This window comes from Paracoccus sp. NBH48 (genome assembly GCF_015390265.1).
In the GTDB taxonomy this organism is placed as follows: domain Bacteria; phylum Pseudomonadota; class Alphaproteobacteria; order Rhodobacterales; family Rhodobacteraceae; genus Paracoccus; species Paracoccus marcusii.
In genome coordinates this window covers 550,305-568,917 of the sequence record NZ_VUOJ01000004.1, presented here as the reverse complement: position 1 = coordinate 568,917, position 18,613 = coordinate 550,305, and the positions used below count along the sequence as shown (strand labels likewise).

Genomic DNA, 18,613 nt, shown 5'->3' with positions numbered 1-18,613 from the left:
CCTTGGAAAGCCCCCTTACCCTAGGTCACCGCAGCCTTGCGACGGAATTCCGCACTGTCCCAGCTGCCGTCGCGCAGGATTCGCGCCAAAGTCGCGACCGCCTGCGACACGTCGTCCAGATCGTTGTAAAGCGGCGCGAACCCAAAGCGCAGCACGTCGGGCGCGCGAAAGTCGCCGACCACCCCCGCCGCGATCAGCGCCTGCATCACCGCATAGCCCTGCGGATGGCGGAACCCGACCTGCGATCCGCGCCGCGCCGGGTCGCGCGGGCTGTTCAGGACCAGGTCTGGGCATTGCGCCTCGACCCCCGCAATGAACGCTTCGGTCAGTTCGATCGATCGCGCCCGCAGCGCGGCCATGTCGACCGTGTCCCAGATGTCCAGCGACGCCTCCAACGCGCTCAGCGCGATGACGGGGGGCGTGCCCACGCGCATCCGCTCGATCCCCGGCGCGGGGCGGTATTCCTGGTCGAAGGCAAAGGGCGCGGCATGGCCCATCCAGCCCTGCAGGATCGGCTCGGCCTGTTCGGCGTGGCGCGGATGGGTCCAGATGAAGGCCGGCGCCCCCGGACCGCCGTTCAGGTATTTATAGGTGCAGCCCACCGCGAAATCGGCATTTGCCCCCAGCAGATCCACGTCCACCGCCCCCGCCGAATGGGCCAGATCCCAAATGGCCAGCGCGCCGGCGTCATGCGCGCGGGCGGTCAGGGCGGGCATGTCGTGACGGCGGCCGGTGCGGTAATCGACCTCGGTCAGCATCAGCACGGCCAGGTCGGGGCCAATGGCCGCCTCGACGTCTTCAGGGGCGACGACGCGCAGGGTTGCGCCCAGGGCGCGGGCGACCCCCTCGGCCACGTACAGGTCCGACGGAAAGTTGCCGCTGTCCGACAGGATCACCCGGCGGTCGGGCCGCAGGGCCAGCGCCGCGCTCAGCGCCTGGAACACCTTGATGGACAGCGTATCGCCCATGACCACCTGGCCATCCCCCGCGCCGATCAGCCGGGCAATGCGGTCGCCGACCTTGCGCGGCTGGACATACCAGCCCGCCCTGTTCCAGCCGGTGATCAGCATCTGGGACCATTCGTCGGCCATCATGGTCGCGACCCGGTCGGCGGCGGCGCGGGGCATCGGCCCCAGGGAATTGCCGTCCAGATAGGTCATGCCGTCCGGCAGGTGGAACGCGGCGCGGGTCTTGGTGAAATCGGTCATCATGGGCTCCCTCTTGACGCGACGATAGCGCCGCGATTGGCTGCCCGAAAGAGGGGGAACCATGCTCTATCAGATCACCGACTGGGACGACGCCTATGCCAATGGCGCGCATATCCCGCATGCCGACACCTATGTCCCCCGCTGGACCGATGCCGCCGCGGCCTTCCGAACGGCCAATCCGCCGCAGGATCTGGGCCGGGGGCATCTGTTCCTGCCGGAGGGAGACCCGCGCGGGCTGATGGTGTTCATCCATGGCGGCTACTGGATGCGGTTCGACCCGACGCTGTGGTCGCATCTGGCGGGCGGTGCGCTGGCGGAGGGTTGGGCCTGCGTCCTGCCGGGCTATCCCTTGGCGCCGGACGCGCGCATTGCCGACATGACCTGCATCGTCGCGGAGCAGATCGCAGAAGCGGCGGGTCGCATCGCAGGGCCCATCGCGCTGACCGGTCATTCGGCGGGTGGGCACCTGGCGGCGCGGATGATCTGTCCGGGGGTGCTGTCCGAGACGGTTGCCGCGCGGGTCACCGCCTGCGTCCCCATCTCTCCGCTGACCGACCTGCGCCCGCTGATGCGCACGGCGATGAACGACACCCTGCACTTGGACGCGGCCGAGGCCGCATCCGAAAGCCCCGCCCTGCTGGAACCCCGTACGGGCATCCCGGTCACGACTTGGGTCGGGGGGGCCGAAAGGCCTGAATTCATCCGCCATGCCCGGCTGCTGGCGAATGCCTGGGCGGGGCTGGGCGCGGCGACCGAATGCGTCATCGACCCCGGCCGCCACCATTTCGACGTGATCGAGGGACTTGCGGACCCCGCCAGCCCCCTGATGCGTCGCCTGCTGGGTTACAGCGGCTGACGATAGTCGAACGTGTCCGGGTCCGGTCCGGTGCGATGGCCGCGGTCCAGCGCGTCGATGGCCGACATCTCCTCGGGCGTCAGGGTAAAGTCCAGCACGTCGAAATTCTCGGCCAGGCGTTCGGGCTTTTCCGATTTCGGAATGACCGACAGCCCGTGCTGGATGTGCCAGCGCAGAATCACCTGCGCCACCGTCCGCCCCGTGCGCGCCGCCGCATCGCGGATCGCGGGGGCGTCGAAGCTGTCGCCACGGCCCAGGGGGGTCCAGCTTTGCGTGACGATGCCAAGCTGCTTGTTCACCGCCCGCATGCGCTCCTGCGTAAGCGACGGGTGCAGCTCGATCTGGTTCAACGCGGGCGCGACGCCCGTCTCGTCGATCAGGCGACGCAGATGCGGCTCGTGGAAATTCGCGACGCCGATGGACCGTACGCGCCCTTCGTCGCGCAGGCGGATCAGCGCCTTCCAGCTGTCAACATAGGCGTCCATCGCCGGCAACGGCCAGTGGATCAGGTACAGGTCCAGATAATCCAGCCCCGACCGCTCCATCGTCGCGTCAAAGGCCCGCAGCGCGGCGTCATGCCCCTGCGCGTCGTTCCACAGCTTGGACGTGACGAAGATCTGGTCGCGGGCCACGTCGCTGTCGCGGATGCCCCGGCCCATCCCGGCCTCGTTCTTGTAGGCGGCGGCACCGTCGATCAGCCGGTATCCGACGCGCAGCGCCTCGGCCACGACCTCGGGGGTCTTCGCATCCTCGATCTGCCAGATGCCGGTGCCCAGCTGGGGCATGGTCCGGCCGTCGTTCAGGGTCATCATGGGTTGGGTCATCGGGGCTTCCTTTCAGATGTCGCGTCCCAACGCCCCGGACCCGCCGCGGGGTCATGCGACAAAATCACCGGTCCGTGCGGCGGTCACGGCCTGCAGCCGGTCGGGCGCGATGGCAAAGACGTGCCGCGGGGTGCCCGCCGCCGCCCAGACCTGCGCGAATTCGGCCAGGCGCGGGTCTAGGAAGGCTCTGACCGGCGACAGATGCCCCACCGGCGCGACGCCGCCGATGGCGAACCCCGTGCGCGCCCGCACCAGCGCCGCATCGGCCCGACCCAACGGCTCTCCGGCCAGCGTCGCGGCCTTGTCGGGATCGACCCTGTTGCCGCCCGCGGTCAGGAATAGCAGCACCGCTCCGCTGTCCTGGCCATGAAAGATGATCGACTTGGCGATCTGGTCCAGCGCGCAGCCGACCGCGTCCGCGGCCTCGGCGGCGGTGCGGGTGCTGCCCGGCATCTCGCGGATGTCGACCGCGACGCCGGCCGCATCCAGGGCCGCGCGGACCCGCTCCAGACTGTCGCTCATGGCATGCCCCCCTGCTGCTGCGCGGACCCTAGCGGGCGGGACCGGGCGGCGGAACCCCTCGGTTCGGGCACGGTTATAGGCTGTGCAGCATTCCCTGCCGCGAAAGGCCTTTCATGGACCAACCGGTCATCCCCTTCGATCTTGCCCGGATGTTCCTGGGCGAGCATCCACCCCTGTTCTATGCCGAGATCCTGGTCCGCACCGTGCTGGTCTATGTCTATGCGCTGCTGATGATCCGCTGGATCGGCGGGCGCGGCGTGGCGCAGCTGTCGATGGTCGAGTTCCTGCTGGTCATCGCCCTGGGGTCCGCCGTGGGCGACGCGATGTTCTATCCCGACGTGCCGCTGCTGGCGGCGATGGCGGTCATCACCGTGGTCGTCGGGCTGAACAAGGTCTTGGACCGACTGATCGTGCGGTTCGACCGGGCCAAGCGCATCATCGACGGCCGCCCCGTGGCGCTGGTCCTGGATGGGCGCATCCTGCCCGAGGCGGCATCGCAGCGCGACCTGGGCCTGGCCGAGATCAAGGCGATGTTGCGCCTGGCCGGCGTCGGCAACCTTGGAGAGCTGCGCGCCGCCTATCTGGAGGCGGGCGGCGGACTGTCCGTCTTTCGCCGGTCGCAGGTGCAGCCCGGCCTGTCGCTGCTGCCGCCCGAACATCTGGTGAACGGCCCGCCCCCGCCCGCAAAGGCGCTTGCGATGGACGGGCAGACATGTTGTGCCATGTGCGGCGCGTCCGCGGGCGCGCAGATCATCGCCACCCGTGCGCCCTGCCCCGAATGCGGCAACCGCATGTGGCAGGCCCCCGAATGGCCCGAAGGGGCCGAACGCGCCCAGGGCGGCGCAAAACCGATGGAGTAAGCCATGAAGGTCTTCACGCTGGTCGTCGAGCTGGGCAGGCGGAAGGGCGACGGTCTGCCCAAGGGCGCCACCGGGGCGGGGCTGGTCTGCTATGCCCCGGCCAACGACGAACCCGAGGCCGTGCGAGAGACCGTGGCGATCCTGAAGCAGGCCGACATGGCCCCCCTGGACGTCACCGGCTATGGCACGCTGGACGAGCGTCTGGCCGACGGCCACGAGATCGACGAGGCGGAACGCGCGCTGATGGATCGGGCGCTGGCCGAAAACTCGGTCATCATCGCGCAGATGACGCCTTGGTTCGGGACCGCGCCGGACCCGGAATCGCTGCTGCACTAAGCGCGCCCGCGCCCTACCCAAGCGAGAGTGGTTCGTCTAGACTGCACGCAGAAGACCAAATCCGGGCCATCAAGATCCGGGCCAAGAAACCTCGGCAGTCCAAAACAGGCGATCCATAATGAGCTTTTCCCGCATTCTTCTGTCCACCACCCTGATCGGCGCGCTGGCCGCCTGTGCATCGCCGATGTCGCGCATGCCCGCCGCGGGCGGCCCCCGCGCGCCCGCCGATGTGACCGTGACCCCGATCCCGCCCGCCAATCCCGGCGACGAGGCCGGCCTGCAGCGGTTCGTCCAGCAGTTCCGCGCCCGCGCCCTGTCGTCGGGCGTGTCGGGCCCGACCTATGACCGCGCCATGGCGCTGGCCCGCTACAACCCCGAGGTGATCCGCCTAGACCGCCGCCAAGCCGAATTCTCGCGCCCCGTCTGGCTGTACCTGGACAGCGCCGTATCGGACGTGCGCATCACCACCGGCCGCCAGAAGCTGGCGCAGCTGTCGCCCGTCCTGGCCCGGATCGAGGCGCAGTACGGCGTCCCGCGCGAGATCGTGCTGGCGGTCTGGGGGATGGAATCGAACTTCGGCGCCAACCGCGGCAGGATGCAGATCATCCCGTCGCTGGCGACGCTGGCCTATGACGGCCGCCGCGGAGAGATGTTCCAGAACCAGCTGATCGCCGCCCTGCAGATCCTTCAGGCGGGCGACACCGATCCCCAGCACATGCTGGGCAGCTGGGCGGGCGCGATGGGGCATACCCAGTTCATGCCGACCTCCTATCTGGAATACGCGGTCGACTTCAACGGCGACGGCCGCCGCGACATCTGGTCCGAGGACCCGACCGATTCACTGGCTTCGACCGCAGCCTATCTGGCGCGCAGCGGCTGGCAGCGCGGCGCGACTTGGGGCGCCGAGGTCCGCCTGCCCGCGAACTTCAACATGGGCCTGATCGGCAAGGGCACCCGGCGGTCGGCCGGCGACTGGTCGGCACAGGGCGTGCGCACAATGTCGGGCGGCGGGCTGCCGGCGGGCAACGGCTCGATCATCATGCCGGCGGGGGCGCGGGGGCCCGCGTTCTTCATCACCGACAATTTCCGGTCGATCCTGCGCTACAACAACTCGGACAACTACGCCCTGGGCGTGTCCTATCTTGCGGAACGCATCGCGGGCCGTCCGGGCATCCAGGGCGCCTGGCCGCGCCAGGACCGCACCCTGTCCACCGCCGAACGCCAAGAGATCCAGCAGCGCCTGGCGCAGCGCGGCTTCTATCAGGGAGAGATCGACGGCCTGTTCGGATCGGCCACGATGGAATCGGTCTCGGCCTTCCAGCGCTCGATCGGCGTGACGCCGGACGGCTATCCGACCTCGATCCTACTGGACCAGCTGCGCCGGTGACCGATGCCTGCGGCCTTGCCCCGGCGGGGCCGTTTTCGAACGCGGAGCGCGCGGCGGTCTATCGCGCGATCCGCGAACGCCGCGACGTGCGGGGCCAGTTCCGCCCCGACCCGGTCGATCCCGACACGTTGCGCCGCCTGCTGCAGGCGGCGCATGACGCGCCGTCCGTCGGGCTGTCGCAGCCCTGGAACTTCATCCTGATCCGCGACGCGGCGCTGCGCGGACGCATCCATGACGCCTTCGCATCGGCCAATGCCGAGGCCGCCGACCGCTTTCCCGACCGCAAGGCGCTCTATTCGTCGCTAAAGCTGGAGGGGATCCTGCAGGCGCCGGTCAACCTGTGCATCACCTGCGACCGGACACGGGGCGGCGCGCATGTGCTGGGCCGCACCCATGACCCCGCGACCGATCTGTATTCCACCGCCTGCGCGGTGCAGAACCTGTGGCTGGCCGCACGGGCCGAAGGCATTGGGGTGGGCTGGGTCAGCATCTTCCGGCCTGACGACCTTCGCGGTCTGCTGCACCTGCCCGACCATGTCGTGCCGGTGGCCTATCTGTGCATCGGCCATGTCACCGAACTGTACCGCCAGCCCGAACTGCAAAGCCGGGGCTGGGCGGCGCGCCTGCCGCTGGACGACCTGATCCTGGAGGATCGCTGGCCTGCGCCCTAGGCCAGATGGGCCCGGAACGCGCCCAGCACCTCGGCATAGACCGCGCGCTTGAAGGGCACGATGCTGTCCAGCACGTCCTCGGCCCGCATCCACCGCCACTGGTCGAACTCGGGGTGGGCGGTATCGATGCGGATGTCGGTGTCCTGGCCCAGGAACCGCAGCGCCAGCCATTTTTGGCACTGCCCGCCATAACGGCCCTTCCAGATCCGGCCGACCATCTCGGGCGGCAGGTCGTAGAAGACCCAGTCGGGCGTCTCGTCCAGCACCTCGACCAGCGACGGGTCGATGCCCGTCTCCTCGGTCAGCTCGCGCAGCGCGGCCTCGCGCGGGGTCTCCCCCTCGTCGATGCCGCCCTGGGGCATCTGCCACGCAGGCGGCTGGTCGGGGCTGCGATCGATCCGGCGCCCGGCAAAGACCAGGCCCCGGTCGTCGATCAGCACCACGCCGGCGCAGGGCCGGTACGGCAGGCCGCCCGGCCCCACGCGTCCGTCCATCGGATCAACCCTGGTCCGGGGCGGCCTCGGCCCCCTCGCCCGCGCCTTCGCCGGTGACCGCAGGCGTCTCCGCGGCAGGCACCTGGTCGGCGCGGAAGTTCACCGCGGCCAGACCCTTCAGCACGTCGACCGCATAGGCCAGCTGATAGTCCTCCTCGCGCAGCGCGGCGGTGGCCTCGACCTCGGCGGCCTCCTCCTCCATCTGCTTGCGCATCTCGTCGCTGACATCGTTGCCCAAGGCACCGCGCAGGTCGGCCTCGGACCGGCTGAAGTCGCTGTTGCTGCGGGCTTCCTCCTCCTCGACCTCGGGGGCCGGGGCGGGCTGGGCGACCAGGATGTCGGGCTGCACGCCCAGGGCCTGGATCGACCGGCCCGACGGGGTGAAGTACCGCGCCGTGGTCAGGCGGATGGCGCTGTCGGCGGTCACCGGCATGACCGTCTGGACCGAACCCTTGCCAAAGGACTTCTCGCCCACGACGATGGCGCGGCGGTGGTCCTGCAAGGCGCCCGCGACGATTTCCGACGCGCTAGCCGAACCGCCGTTGATCAGCACGACCATCGGCTTGCCCTCGGCCAGATCGCCCGCCTCGGCGTTCCAGCGTTCGCTTTCGTCCGGGTTGCGGCCGCGGGTGCTGACGATCTCTCCGGCGTCCAGAAAGGCGTCGCTGACGCTGATCGCCTGGTTCAGCAGGCCGCCGGGATTGTTGCGCAGGTCCAGCACGAAACCGGTGACCCGGTCGATGCCGCCGGCTTCCTCGACGGCCTTCTTTAGTTCCGCCTGCAGCGTGTCATAGGTCTCGTCGTTGAAGGTGGACACACGCAGCACGACCGCATGGCCCTCGACGCGGCTGCGCACCACGGTCAGCTTGATCGTGTCGCGCGACATGGTCAGGTCGAACGGCTCGCTCTCGCCCTCGCGCAGGACGGTGATGGTGATCTCGGACCCGATCGGGCCGCGCATCATCTCGACCGCGTCGTCCAAAGGCAGGCCCAGCAGCGATTCGCCGTTCACGTGGGTGATGAAGTCGCCCGGCTGGATGCCCGCATTCGCGGCGGGCGTGTCGTCGATGGGGGCCACGACCTTGACCAGGCCCTCCTCCTGGCTGACCTCGATCCCCAGGCCGCCAAAGCTGCCGCGGGTCTGGGTCTGCATGTCGGAATAATCGTCGGCCGACAGGAAGCTGGAATGCGGGTCAAGTGAGGTCAGCATGCCGTTGATGGCCGCTTCGATCAGCTCCTTGTCCTCGGGTGCCTCGACATAGTCGGTGCGGATGCGCTCGAAGATGTTCCCGAACAGCTCCAGCTGCTGATAGACCGAGGCATTCCCCTCGGCCGTCTCCTGCGCCAGCAGCGGACCGGCGATCTGGGTGGTGGCCAGGGCTCCGGCCAGAACGCCCCCCAGGCCTGCGATCAGATAATGTCTCATGGCGGTCTTTCCTGCCTCAGTCCTGTTGCGGGTCGACGACGGGATTCAGCACGAACCAGTCGGCGGGGTCCAGCGTTTCATTGCCCTGGCGCAGTTCCAGATACAGCGTCTCGCTGCGTCCGGCCTCGGCGCCCTGGGCGGCATCGGCGACGAATTGCGATCCGAACTCCTGGGCGGGGGCTTCCGCGCCCCCCATCAAGCCCACCGGATCGCCCGCCTTCAAGACGTCGCCCACTTCTCCGAAGACCTGGGACAGGCCTGCGAAGATCATTAGATAGCCGCGCGCGGGCTCGACGATCATCACATTGCCGTAATCCAGGAACGGCCCCCGATAGCGGATCGTCGCAGGCCAAGGCGTCTGCACCAGCGCCGCGGGGGCGGTGGCGATCACCCAGCCCGGTCGGCTGACCCCCGCCGCGTCCGGCTCCCGATAGGGGCGCAGCACGGTCCCCACCACCGGCAGGGCCAGGCTGCCGCGCGCGCCCTCGAAATCGTCCATGGGCGCGCCCACGTCCTTTTCCATCCGCGCGATGCCGGTCGCAAAATCGTCCAGGCTCTGCGCGGCCGCGCGCAGAGCCTGCAGCTCCTCGGGGTCCTCGGCATATCGCGCGGGCATCGAGCTGCGGTCGGTCACGGCGCTGGCCAGCAGGCGGCGGGCCTCCTGGACGCTGTCCAGGCCGCTGCCCAGCATGCCGGCGGCGTTCGACTGCAGCTGGCGGACGGTGGCGATCTCGTCCAGATCGGCCTGCAGGGCCTCGGCCTCGGCCCGCAGGCCGGGGGTGACGCCCGACAGGATCATCCCGGACCGCGCATTGGCCAGCGCTCCCGCCGGATGCAGCAGCATCGTCGATTCGGGGCTTTGCTGCAGCGCGGTCATCGCGCCCAGGACGCGCGCCAGCTGGTCGCGCTGCGCCTCGAACCGGTCGCGCAGCTCGGCCTCGCGGCCGCTGGCCTGGCGCAGGCCGCCGCGCAGGGCGGCCAGGCCCAGCTCGTATCCGCGAATGACCTCGGTCAGGGCCACCACCTGGTCGTCGGCGCTGACCGCCTCGGCCAGCTGGCCGATGGCCGCGCGCAGCAGCGCCGCGGCGGCCTCGGCATCCGCGACCGCCTGGTTGGCGGGGGTGGTCTGCGCAAGGGCCGGACCGGCAAGGGCGGCGCAGAGCGCCAGGGCAAGGCGGGTTCTCATCGGACGATCAGGCTTTCCCCGGTCATGTCGGCAGGCTGGTCCAGCCCCATCAGCGCCAGGACAGTCGGCGCCAGATCGGCCAGGCGCCCGTCGCGCAGCCCCGTGACGCCCGGCGCGCCATAGACAATGACCGGGACGGGGTTCAGCGTGTGCGCGGTATGCGGCCCGCCTGTCACCGGGTCGATCATCTGTTCGCAATTGCCGTGATCGGCGCAGATCACCGCCGCCCCCCCGACCGCGTCCAGCGCGGCCAGCATACGGCCCAGGCCGCGATCCACCGCCTCGCAGGCGCGGGCGGCCGCGTCCAGGTCGCCGGTATGGCCGACCATGTCGGGGTTGGCATAGTTCACCACGATCAGATCGTAGCCCTGACCGATCACCTGGACCAGCTTGTCGGTGACCTCGACGGACGCCATCTCGGGCGCCAGGTCATAGGTGGCGACCTTGGGGCTTTGCGGCATGTGGCGATCCTCGCCCGGTTCGGGCGTTTCCTTGCCGCCGTTCAGGAAGAAGGTCACGTGGGGGTATTTCTCGGTCTCGGCCAGGCGGAACTGGCGCAGGCCTTTGGCCGCGACCCAGGCCCCCAGGGTGTTCTGCACCTGCCGCTTGGGAAAGGCCGCCTGCATGAAGCTGTCGTGGCGGGTCGAATAATCGACCATGCCCAGCATCGCGGCCCAGGCCGGGCGTGCGGCGGCGTCAAAGCCGTCGAAGACGGGATCGCCCAAGGCAGACAGGATTTCACGCGCGCGGTCGGCGCGGAAATTCAGGCAAAAGACCCCGTCCCCATCCCGCGCACCCGCATAGCCACCGATGACGAAGGGCGGCACGAACTCGTCCATCTCGCCGCGCGCATGGGCCGTGGCGATGGCGGATGCGGCGTCCGGCGCGGCCTCTCCCTGTCCGGCGACGACGGCGTCGAACGCGCGCTGCACCCGGTCCCAGCGGCTGTCACGATCCAGTGCGTAATAGCGACCGATCACCGTTCCGATCCGCGCCCCTGCGGGCAGCCCATCCTGCAGCGTGGCCAGGAAGCCCGGTGCCGAATCGGGGGCCACGTCGCGGCCGTCGGTGATCGCGTGGATCACCACCGGCACGCCTGCCTGCGCCACCGCGCGGGCCGCGGCCAGCACATGGACGATATGACCGTGAACACCGCCATCCGAGACGACGCCCAGCAGATGCGCCGTCCCGCCCGTGGCCTTCAGCCGGTCGATGAACGCCAGCAGCGGCGCGTTGCGGCCGAAGCTGCCATCCTCGATCGCCAGATCGATCGCGCCCAGATCCATCGCGACCACGCGTCCGGCGCCGATATTCGTGTGACCCACCTCGGAATTGCCCATCTGGCCGCGCGGCAGGCCCACGTCGGGACCGTGGGTCACCAGCGTTGCATGGGGACAGTCGCGCATCAGACGGTCGAAATTCGGGGTCGCCGCCCGGTCCGGGGCGCTTTGTTCGGGTCGGGTGGACTGGCCCCAGCCGTCCAGAATGCACAGGATCACGGGTTTGGTCATCGGAGCCTCGCGGTTTTGCCCTTACTTACGCCTCGCGGGCGGCGGCGGCAACCAAGCCCGCCCATGCCCGGTGCCCCCCTATGCCCGGTGCCCCCTACTCCCGGTGATAGGGCGACCCGGCGAGGATCGTGGCGGCGCGGTACAGCTGTTCGGCCAGCATCACGCGGACCAGCAGATGCGGCCAGACCATCCGGCCCAGGCTGATCTGCCAGTCGGCCCGCGCCCGCAACGACGGGTCCAGCCCGTCCGCGCCGCCGATCACGAAGCACACGTCGCGCGCCTGGTCGCGCCAGTCCGCCAGCCGCGCCGCGAATTCGGGAGAGGTCGGCTGATCGCCGCGTTCATCCATCATCACCACCGCCGCGCCGGGCGGGATGGCGCGGGACAGCAGCTCCGCCTCGGCGGCCATGGTGCCGGCGCGGCGATCCTCGACCTCGACCACGGACACGGCCGGCAGCCCCAGGCTGCGGCCGGTCTTGGCAAAGCGCTGCAGGTAATCGGCGACCAGCGCCGCCTCGGGGCCGGTCTTCAGCCGCCCCACGGCGGCGATGTCGATCCGCATCGCGGCGGATCAGTCCTGCGGCTGATAGCTGGACGGTTGGGCGGGTTCGCGCACGCGGGCCAACGCATCGGCGGGCAGCCACATCTTTTCCAGCTGATAGAAGTCGCGGACCTCGGGGCGGAACACGTGGACGATCACGTCGTCCGTGTCGATCAGCACCCAGTCGCCGGCATCCTTGCCCTCGATCCGCGGGCTGCGGCCGGTGACCTGCTTCACGCGCTCGGCCAGCTTCTCCGCGATGGCGCCCACCTGACGCGAGCTGCGCCCGGAGGCGATGACCATGTGGTCGGCAATGGCCGTGCGACCGCGCAGGTCAATGCTGACGACCTCCTCGGCCTTGTCGTCATCAAGGGAATTCAGCACCAAGGCCAGCATGTCGTCACTGGTATGCTGGCTGGTCTGCTGGGTCGAGGTCGGCCGACCGGCCGACGGGGCGTCTTGTGACAGGGTGTAGTCCTCCGGTCCGCGCGCCGATAGCCCCCGGCGCAGGGGTTCCCCCAACATAGCATCTTTTCAGCCCGTCTCAATCTCTCGCGGCATTTTCCTTGACATGCGCGCGCTTGCCAGCAGGCGGATGCTGGCCTAATCTGGCCGGATGATGCGTTATTTCGACATTCATGACCGCGCGCGCCTGCCGGGCCGCTTCTACGGCGAGATGCTGGGCGTGACCGCGCAGGGCTGACGGCTGCCCGCCCGTCACCAATCCTGCATCACAGCCGAAAGACCTCAGCCATGACCCCTGCACGCACGCTTTACGACAAGATCTGGGACGCCCATGTGGTGGACCGCCAGGAAGACGGCACCTGCCTTCTGTATATCGACCGCCACCTGGTCCACGAGGTGACCAGCCCGCAGGCCTTCGAGGGGCTGCGCATGACCGGCCGCCCGGTCCGCGCGCCCGAACGCACGATCGCCGTGCCTGATCACAACGTGCCCACCACGCTGGACCGTCAGACCGGCATCGACAACGAGGAAAGCCGCATCCAGGTGGATGCGCTGGACCGCAACGCCCGCGAATTTGGGGTGGTCTATTACCCGGTGAACGACATCCGCCAGGGCATCGTGCACATCGTCGGCCCCGAACAGGGCTGGACCCTGCCCGGCATGACCGTCGTCTGCGGCGACAGCCATACCGCGACCCACGGTGCCTTCGGCGCGCTGGCCCACGGCATCGGCACGTCCGAGGTCGAGCATGTGCTGGCCACCCAGACCCTGATCCAGGGCAAGTCCAAGAACATGAAGGTCGAGATCACCGGCCGCCTGGCCCCCGGCGTGACCGCCAAGGACATCGTCCTGCGCATCATCGCCGAGACCGGCACCGCAGGCGGCACCGGCCATGTCATCGAATATTGCGGAGAGGCGATCCGCAACCTGTCGATGGAAGGCCGCATGACCATCTGCAACATGGCGATCGAGGGCGGCGCCCGCGCCGGCCTGATCGCCCCGGACGAGGTGACGTTCAATTACGTCAAGGGCCGTCCCCATGCGCCCAAGGGCGCCCAATGGGAGGCCGCCGTCGCTTGGTGGAAGACGCTCTTCTCGGACGACGGCGCGCATTTCGACAAGGTCCTGACCATCCGCGCCGAGGACATCGCGCCGACCGTCACCTGGGGCACCAGCCCCGAAGACGCGCTGCCGATCACGGCATCCGTGCCCGACCCGGAAAGCTTTGCGGGCGGCAAGGTCGATGCCGCGCGCCGGTCGCTGGACTACATGGGCCTGACCGCCGGCACGCCGCTGACCGACATCGCCATCGACGCGGTCTTCATCGGATCCTGCACCAACGGCCGGATCGAGGACCTGCGCGCGGCCGCCGACGTGCTGCGCGGGCGGAAGCTGGCGCCGGGCGTGCGCGGCATGGTCGTGCCGGGGTCGGGCCTGGTCCGCGCCATGGCCGAGGAGGAAGGGCTGGACCGCATCTTCATCGACGCGGGCTTTGAATGGCGGCTGGCCGGCTGCTCGATGTGCCTGGGCATGAACCCCGACCAGCTGAAGCCCGGCGAACGCTGCGCCGCGACCAGCAACCGCAACTTCGAGGGGCGCCAGGGCTACAAGGGCCGCACCCACCTGATGAGCCCCGCGATGGCGGCCGCCGCCGGCGTCACCGGACGCCTGACCGACATCCGCGAATTCGCGCACGAACCGGCCTGAGGACACATGGACAAGTTCACCACCCTGACCGGCATCGCGGCCCCCATGCCCCTGGTCAACATCGACACCGACATGATCATCCCCAAGCAGTTCCTGAAGACCATCAAGCGGTCCGGCTTGGGCGTGAACCTGTTCGACGAGATGCGCTATGACCGCGACGGGAACGAGATCCCCGATTTCGTCCTGAACCGGCCCGCCTATCGCGACGCCCAGATCCTGATCGCGGGCGACAATTTCGGCTGCGGCTCCTCGCGCGAGCATGCCCCCTGGGCGCTGCTGGATTTCGGCATTCGCTGCGTCGTCTCGACCAGCTTTGCCGACATCTTCTTCAACAACTGCTTCAAGAACGGCATCCTGCCGGTGGTCCTGCCCCAGGATGCGGTCGACGCACTGATGCGCGATGCCGAGAAGGGCGCGAATGCCCGCATCACCGTCGATCTGGACGCGCAGACCGTGACCGGTGCGGACGGCACCGAATACAGCTTCGACATCGACCCGTTCCGCAAGCATTGCCTGATGAACGGCCTGGACGACATCGGACTGACGATGGAAAAGGCCCCCGCCATCGACACGTTCGAGACGCAGATGGCCCAGGCCCGCCCTTGGGTCTAAGGGCCCTTGCCCTGGCCTTGCTGCTGGCGGGCCCGGCGGCGGCCGATCCGCTGCGCATCGCCACCTGGGACCCCGGCCTGTCGCGCGACGGGCCGGGTCTTTTGTTGCGCGACATCACGGCCCGCGATCCGCAGGTGCTGGCCGCGGCGCAGGTGATCGCCCATGCCGCGCCCGATGCGATCCTGCTGACCGGGCTGGACTGGGACCTGGACAACCGCGCACTGACCGCTTTCGCGGGCCTGCTGGCCGAACAGGGTCATGCGATGCCGCATCATCATGCGACGCAATCCAACCGCGGCATGGCCACGGGCGTTGACCTGGATGGCGACGGGCGCGCGGGCCAGCCCCGCGATGCGCAAGGCTATGGCGCCTTCACCGGACAGGCAGGGCTGGCGGTCCTGTCGCGCCTGCCCATCGCGGGCGTCACCGATCACAGCGCGACGCTGTGGCGCGACCTGCCGGGCAACCGGATGCCCGAAAGCCCCCATGCCGACATCCAGCGCCTGTCCAGCACGGCGCATTGGGACGTGGCGCTGGACACGCCTGCGGGGCCGCTGCACCTGCTGGCACTGGCCGCAACGCCCCCCGCCTTCGAGGATCGCAATGCCGCCCGCAACCATGACGAGGTCACCTTCTGGCTGACCCACCTTCCCGACGCGCCCTTTGCGATCTTAGGCAACCTGAACGTCGATCCGCAGGACGGCGACGGCGATCCGGCCACACTGGCGGCGCTGGCTTCCGTTACCCAGGACCCCCGGCCCCGCGGCGCATGGCAACCTCCGCAGACCGGCCCGAATGCCGGCCAGCGGGGCGACCCGGCGCTGGATACGGCGGAATACGACCGCGCGCCGGGCAACCTGCGACTGGACTACGTCCTGCCTGCGAAGGGGCTGTCGGTGCTGGCGTCGGGTGTCGTCTGGCCCGCGCCCGACGATCCGCTGGCAGAGGCCGTGGCGCTGGCCTCGCATCGCAGGCTGGTCTGGGTCGACCTAGACCTGGAATGAGGTGACGGCCTCCCATGCCGCATCCAGGTCGCCCCCCGTCACGCAATAGGGCGGCAGCACATAGACCGTATTCCCCAAGGGACGCAGCAGCACGCCGCGGTCCATGCAATGCGCCCGCATCCGCGGCCCGACTTCGGACAGATAGCCGCCCTCGGGCACGACCAGGTCGGCGGCGGCGATGGTGCCGCATTGGCGGATGTTGGTGAACCGCCCGTCCAGCCGCGCCAGCCGTTCGGCCTGCATGGCGGACAGCGCGTCCAGCCGCGCCTGCATCGGGCTGGCCTGCCACAGCCGCACCTGCGCCAGCGCCGCCGCGCAGGCGATCGGATTCGCGGTATAGCTGCTGGAGTGATAGAAGGTCCGCCGCCGGTCGGTCGAGCGATGCGCGTCGAAGATCCGCCCGCTGGCCAGCGTCGCCGCCAGCGGCACCACGCCCCCGGTCAGCCCCTTGGACGTGCACAGGATATCGGGCGCGACGCCCGCATGATCGCAGGCCCACAACCGCCCGGTGCGGCCCCACCCGGTCATTACCTCGTCGGCGATCATCAGCATGTCGTGGCGGTCGCAGATCGCCCGCAGCCCGGCCAGAACCGCGGGGGCGTACATCCGCATCCCCCCCGCGCCCAGCACCAAGGGCTCCAGAATGATCGCCGCCATCCGCCCGCTGGCCGCCAGCGCCTCGAACGCTGACAGCGTGGCGGCACCGTCGCCTTCGGGAAAGGGCAACCGGTCCACCCCGAACATCAGCGGGTCATAGGCGGCGTTGAAGACCCCCCGCTCTCCGACGCTCATCGTGCCGATGGTGTCGCCGTGATAGCTGTCCTCGATCACCGCGATGCGGTGGCGGCCGTCGCCCTCGTGGCGCCAATATCCCAGGGCCATCTTCAACGCGACCTCGACCGCGGTCGATCCGCTGTCGCTGTAGAACACGTGGTCCAGCCCCGCGGGCGTCATCGTCACCAGCGCCTCGGCCAGCTCCTCCGCCGGGTCATGGGTCAGCCCGGCAAAGATCACCTGGTCCAGCCGCCCGGCGGTCTCGCGGATGGCCTCCACGATCTGGGGCTGATTGTGGCCATGCGTGACCACCCACCAGCTGCTGATCCCGTCCAGCAGCGGGCCGCGATCGGTCAGGATATGCGCGCCTTGGGTGCCGACCGCCCGGGGCGGGGCCGGTTCGGTGCCATGCTGAAAGAACGGATGCCAGACGGCGCTCATGCGAAATCCCCTGCGCTAAACGCGGCCCGCATCGCGGCGGTCAGGCTGTCCCTGTCCAGCCGGTCCAGCAAAGGCAGGCGTCCCAGCACCCTGACCCGACCCAGATCGCCGATGGTCGCCATGTTGTCGTCATTCGCAGGCCCGACGAAGGCCACGCCATGCACCGGCACGCCGCGCGCGCGCAGGCTCTCCAGCGCGGTCAGGCTGTGGCTGATCGTGCCCAGCCCCGTGGCACAGACGACGATCACCGGCACCTGCCAGCGCGCAAACAGGTCCGCGAACAGCACCTGCCGCGTGACGGGCACCAGCGCGCCGCCCGCCCCCTCAATCACCAGCCGCGCGGCATCGGGCGGGGTCCAGGCCGCCGGGTCCAGCGTGACGCCCGCCAGTTCCGCCGCCCGGTGCGGCGACAGGGGCTGGGGCAGCAGCACGGCCTCGGGGTGGGTCCGGGCGCCGGACAGCCGCTCGACCTCGGCGCGGTCGGTGCCGGGTTGGGCGGCATCCCCGCGGGTGGCAGAAATGGCGTCGTTTTCGACGTTCCCGGCCAGCCCCGACTGCACCGGCTTCCAGTACTCTGCCCCGATCAGCCCGCACAGCCCGGCCGCGAAGACCGTCTTGCCGACATCGGTGCCGGTGCTTGTGATCACAAATCGGGCCACAGGTCCTCCAGCGTCTCGGCCAGCCGCAGCACATCCGCGCGCGTGGCGTTCAGCGTCAGCGACACCCGCAGCCGCGACGTGCCCTCGGGCACCGTCGGAGGGCGGATGCCGCGCACGTCGAACCCGCGCGCCTGCACCTGTGCGGCCAGCGCCATGGTTTCGGCATTGGGTCCGACGATCAGCGGCACGATCTGGCTGCCGCTCAGCGGAACCTGCGGCAGGCGGCGCGCCATCTGGTCGTGGAACGCCACGACATGGCCCGCCAAGGTCGCCTGACGCCACGGTTCGTCCTGCAGCATCGCCAGCGCCTCCAGCCCCGCGGCCGCCATCAGCGGCGACGGCGCGGTGGCAAAGATGAAGGGCCGGCAGCGGTTCACCAGGAAATCGATCAGCACCCGCGCCCCGCAGATCAGCGCACCGGACCCGCCCAGGGCCTTGCCAAGCGTATGCAGCGTCACGACGTTGTCGCGCCCTTCCAGGTGATGGGCCAGTCCCCGCCCCCGGGGACCGAAGACGCCCGTCGCATGCGCCTCGTCGATCAGCAGAAAGCCGTGCGCGTCCGCCAGCCGCATCAGGTCGTCCAGCGGCGCCCGGTCCCCGTCCATGCTGTAAAGGCTCTCGACCGCGATCCAGACCGCCCCCGTGTTGCCCGCGCGGCGCCATGCGGTGATCACATCCTCGGCGTGGCCGACATCGCCGTGGCGAAAGCTGGCGACCTCGGCGCGCCCGGCCCGCGCCCCCTCATGCGTGCTGGCATGTGCCAGCGCATCCATCAGCAGCAGGTCGCCCCGCTGCGGCAGGGTGGTGATGACCGCGAAGTTCGCGACATAGCCCCCACCAAAGCCCAAGGCCGCCTCGGCGCCAAAGAACCGCGCGGCGGCATCCTCGAACCCGGCCTGTCGGTCGGTGTTGCCCCGCAGCAGGCGCGACCCCGCCGCGCCCACCGGAACGCCCGCGTCCAGCGCCCGCACGACCGCGGCCCGCATCCGGTCGCTTTGCGCAAGGCCCAGATAGTCGTTCGACGAAAAGTCGACCCCCCGGCGCTCAGCCAGGCTGCGCAGCCGCGCATCGCCCGCCAGACCCTGCAGGTCGCGTCGATAAATTGCCAGCCGGTCCAAGCCGCAGCCCC

20 protein-coding genes are annotated in these 18,613 nt (G+C 69.7%); 8 read left to right on the top strand and 12 right to left on the bottom strand.

The annotated features are described in order from the left end of the window. Positions 1 to 20: 20 nt before the first annotated feature. On the bottom strand, positions 21 to 1,208 hold the full coding sequence (kynU, locus tag F1642_RS09660) for a kynureninase (RefSeq protein ID WP_194886111.1): 1,188 nt from the start codon (positions 1,206 to 1,208) through the stop codon (positions 21 to 23). A 61-nt stretch (positions 1,209 to 1,269) separates the two neighbouring features. On the opposite strand from kynU, the gene F1642_RS09655 reads away from it, so the two are divergent. Then, positions 1,270 to 2,064, top strand: coding sequence for an alpha/beta hydrolase (locus tag F1642_RS09655; protein ID WP_194886110.1), 795 nt, complete (start codon positions 1,270 to 1,272; stop codon positions 2,062 to 2,064). Here F1642_RS09655 and F1642_RS09650 read toward each other — a convergent pair. Next, positions 2,052 to 2,888, bottom strand: a complete 837-nt coding sequence (locus F1642_RS09650) for an aldo/keto reductase (protein ID WP_194886109.1) — start codon at positions 2,886 to 2,888, stop codon at positions 2,052 to 2,054. The genes F1642_RS09655 and F1642_RS09650 overlap by 13 nt on opposite strands. A gap of 51 nt (positions 2,889 to 2,939) precedes the next feature. Beyond that, complete coding sequence (locus F1642_RS09645; protein WP_194886108.1) at positions 2,940 to 3,410, bottom strand: YbaK/EbsC family protein; 471 nt, start codon at positions 3,408 to 3,410, stop codon at positions 2,940 to 2,942. A gap of 113 nt (positions 3,411 to 3,523) precedes the next feature. Between F1642_RS09645 and F1642_RS15810 the strand changes: the two genes are divergently transcribed. From F1642_RS15810 to bluB, 4 genes are all read left to right on the top strand, one after another. After that, the gene (locus F1642_RS15810; RefSeq protein ID WP_046000691.1) at positions 3,524 to 4,270 is read left to right on the top strand and encodes a DUF421 domain-containing protein; all 747 of its coding nucleotides are present in this window, start codon (positions 3,524 to 3,526) and stop codon (positions 4,268 to 4,270) included. A 3-nt stretch (positions 4,271 to 4,273) separates the two neighbouring features. Beyond that, positions 4,274 to 4,606 (top strand): hypothetical protein, encoded by a 333-nt coding sequence (locus F1642_RS15805; RefSeq protein WP_045982818.1) that lies wholly within the window; start codon positions 4,274 to 4,276, stop codon positions 4,604 to 4,606. 118 nt (positions 4,607 to 4,724) lie between these two features. Continuing rightward, positions 4,725 to 5,993 carry a lytic murein transglycosylase gene (locus tag F1642_RS15100; RefSeq protein WP_045982817.1) on the top strand — a complete coding sequence of 423 codons (1,269 nt, stop codon included), beginning with the start codon at positions 4,725 to 4,727 and terminating at the stop codon, positions 5,991 to 5,993. After that, complete coding sequence (gene bluB / locus F1642_RS09630) at positions 5,990 to 6,664, top strand: 5,6-dimethylbenzimidazole synthase (RefSeq protein ID WP_194886107.1); 675 nt, start codon at positions 5,990 to 5,992, stop codon at positions 6,662 to 6,664. Before F1642_RS15100 ends, bluB begins: the two co-directional genes overlap by 4 nt. Here the strand turns inward: bluB and F1642_RS09625 are convergent. The 6 genes from F1642_RS09625 to rsfS form a co-directional block, all read right to left on the bottom strand. Further along, positions 6,661 to 7,158, bottom strand: a complete 498-nt coding sequence (locus tag F1642_RS09625; RefSeq protein ID WP_194886106.1) for an RNA pyrophosphohydrolase — start codon at positions 7,156 to 7,158, stop codon at positions 6,661 to 6,663. The two genes, bluB and F1642_RS09625, sit on opposite strands and share 4 nt — an antisense overlap. Positions 7,159 to 7,162: 4 nt before the next feature. Then, on the bottom strand, positions 7,163 to 8,584 hold the full coding sequence (locus tag F1642_RS09620; RefSeq protein ID WP_127897689.1) for a S41 family peptidase: 1,422 nt from the start codon (positions 8,582 to 8,584) through the stop codon (positions 7,163 to 7,165). A 16-nt stretch (positions 8,585 to 8,600) separates the two neighbouring features. Further along, positions 8,601 to 9,770, bottom strand: coding sequence for a murein hydrolase activator EnvC (locus F1642_RS09615; RefSeq protein WP_045982813.1), 1,170 nt, complete (start codon positions 9,768 to 9,770; stop codon positions 8,601 to 8,603). Beyond that, positions 9,767 to 11,281, bottom strand: coding sequence for a 2,3-bisphosphoglycerate-independent phosphoglycerate mutase (gene gpmI, locus F1642_RS09610; protein ID WP_194886105.1), 1,515 nt, complete (start codon positions 11,279 to 11,281; stop codon positions 9,767 to 9,769). The genes F1642_RS09615 and gpmI overlap by 4 nt, the downstream gene beginning before the upstream one ends. A gap of 94 nt (positions 11,282 to 11,375) precedes the next feature. Beyond that, the gene (rlmH, locus tag F1642_RS09605) at positions 11,376 to 11,843 is read right to left on the bottom strand and encodes a 23S rRNA (pseudouridine(1915)-N(3))-methyltransferase RlmH (protein WP_194886104.1); all 468 of its coding nucleotides are present in this window, start codon (positions 11,841 to 11,843) and stop codon (positions 11,376 to 11,378) included. Between the two features lie 9 nt (positions 11,844 to 11,852). Continuing rightward, a complete protein-coding gene (rsfS, locus tag F1642_RS09600; protein WP_045982838.1) occupies positions 11,853 to 12,218 on the bottom strand; it encodes a ribosome silencing factor in 366 nt (121 codons plus the stop codon). A gap of 357 nt (positions 12,219 to 12,575) precedes the next feature. Here rsfS and leuC point away from each other — a divergent pair, with 357 nt between their 5' ends. Genes leuC through F1642_RS09585 form a run of 3 tightly spaced genes read left to right on the top strand, consistent with a single transcriptional unit; the run spans position 12,576 to position 15,610 of the window. Then, positions 12,576 to 13,994: a 3-isopropylmalate dehydratase large subunit gene (gene leuC / locus F1642_RS09595; RefSeq protein ID WP_045982810.1), complete on the top strand. Its 1,419-nt coding sequence runs from the start codon at positions 12,576 to 12,578 to the stop codon at positions 13,992 to 13,994. A gap of 6 nt (positions 13,995 to 14,000) precedes the next feature. Beyond that, positions 14,001 to 14,606, top strand: coding sequence for a 3-isopropylmalate dehydratase small subunit (leuD, locus tag F1642_RS09590; RefSeq protein ID WP_127897686.1), 606 nt, complete (start codon positions 14,001 to 14,003; stop codon positions 14,604 to 14,606). Further along, positions 14,597 to 15,610 carry an endonuclease/exonuclease/phosphatase family protein gene (locus F1642_RS09585; RefSeq protein ID WP_194886103.1) on the top strand — a complete coding sequence of 338 codons (1,014 nt, stop codon included), beginning with the start codon at positions 14,597 to 14,599 and terminating at the stop codon, positions 15,608 to 15,610. Before leuD ends, F1642_RS09585 begins: the two co-directional genes overlap by 10 nt. Here the strand turns inward: F1642_RS09585 and F1642_RS09580 are convergent. The 3 genes from F1642_RS09580 to F1642_RS09570 are packed head-to-tail and all read right to left on the bottom strand — an operon-like array spanning position 15,596 to position 18,602. Then, complete coding sequence (locus F1642_RS09580) at positions 15,596 to 16,825, bottom strand: adenosylmethionine--8-amino-7-oxononanoate transaminase (RefSeq protein ID WP_194886102.1); 1,230 nt, start codon at positions 16,823 to 16,825, stop codon at positions 15,596 to 15,598. The two genes, F1642_RS09585 and F1642_RS09580, sit on opposite strands and share 15 nt — an antisense overlap. Further along, positions 16,822 to 17,472, bottom strand: coding sequence for an ATP-dependent dethiobiotin synthetase BioD (gene bioD / locus F1642_RS09575; protein ID WP_370582844.1), 651 nt, complete (start codon positions 17,470 to 17,472; stop codon positions 16,822 to 16,824). The genes F1642_RS09580 and bioD overlap by 4 nt, the downstream gene beginning before the upstream one ends. Beyond that, positions 17,469 to 18,602 carry an 8-amino-7-oxononanoate synthase gene (locus tag F1642_RS09570; RefSeq protein ID WP_245008395.1) on the bottom strand — a complete coding sequence of 378 codons (1,134 nt, stop codon included), beginning with the start codon at positions 18,600 to 18,602 and terminating at the stop codon, positions 17,469 to 17,471. The genes bioD and F1642_RS09570 overlap by 4 nt, the downstream gene beginning before the upstream one ends. Positions 18,603 to 18,613 lie beyond the last annotated feature (11 nt).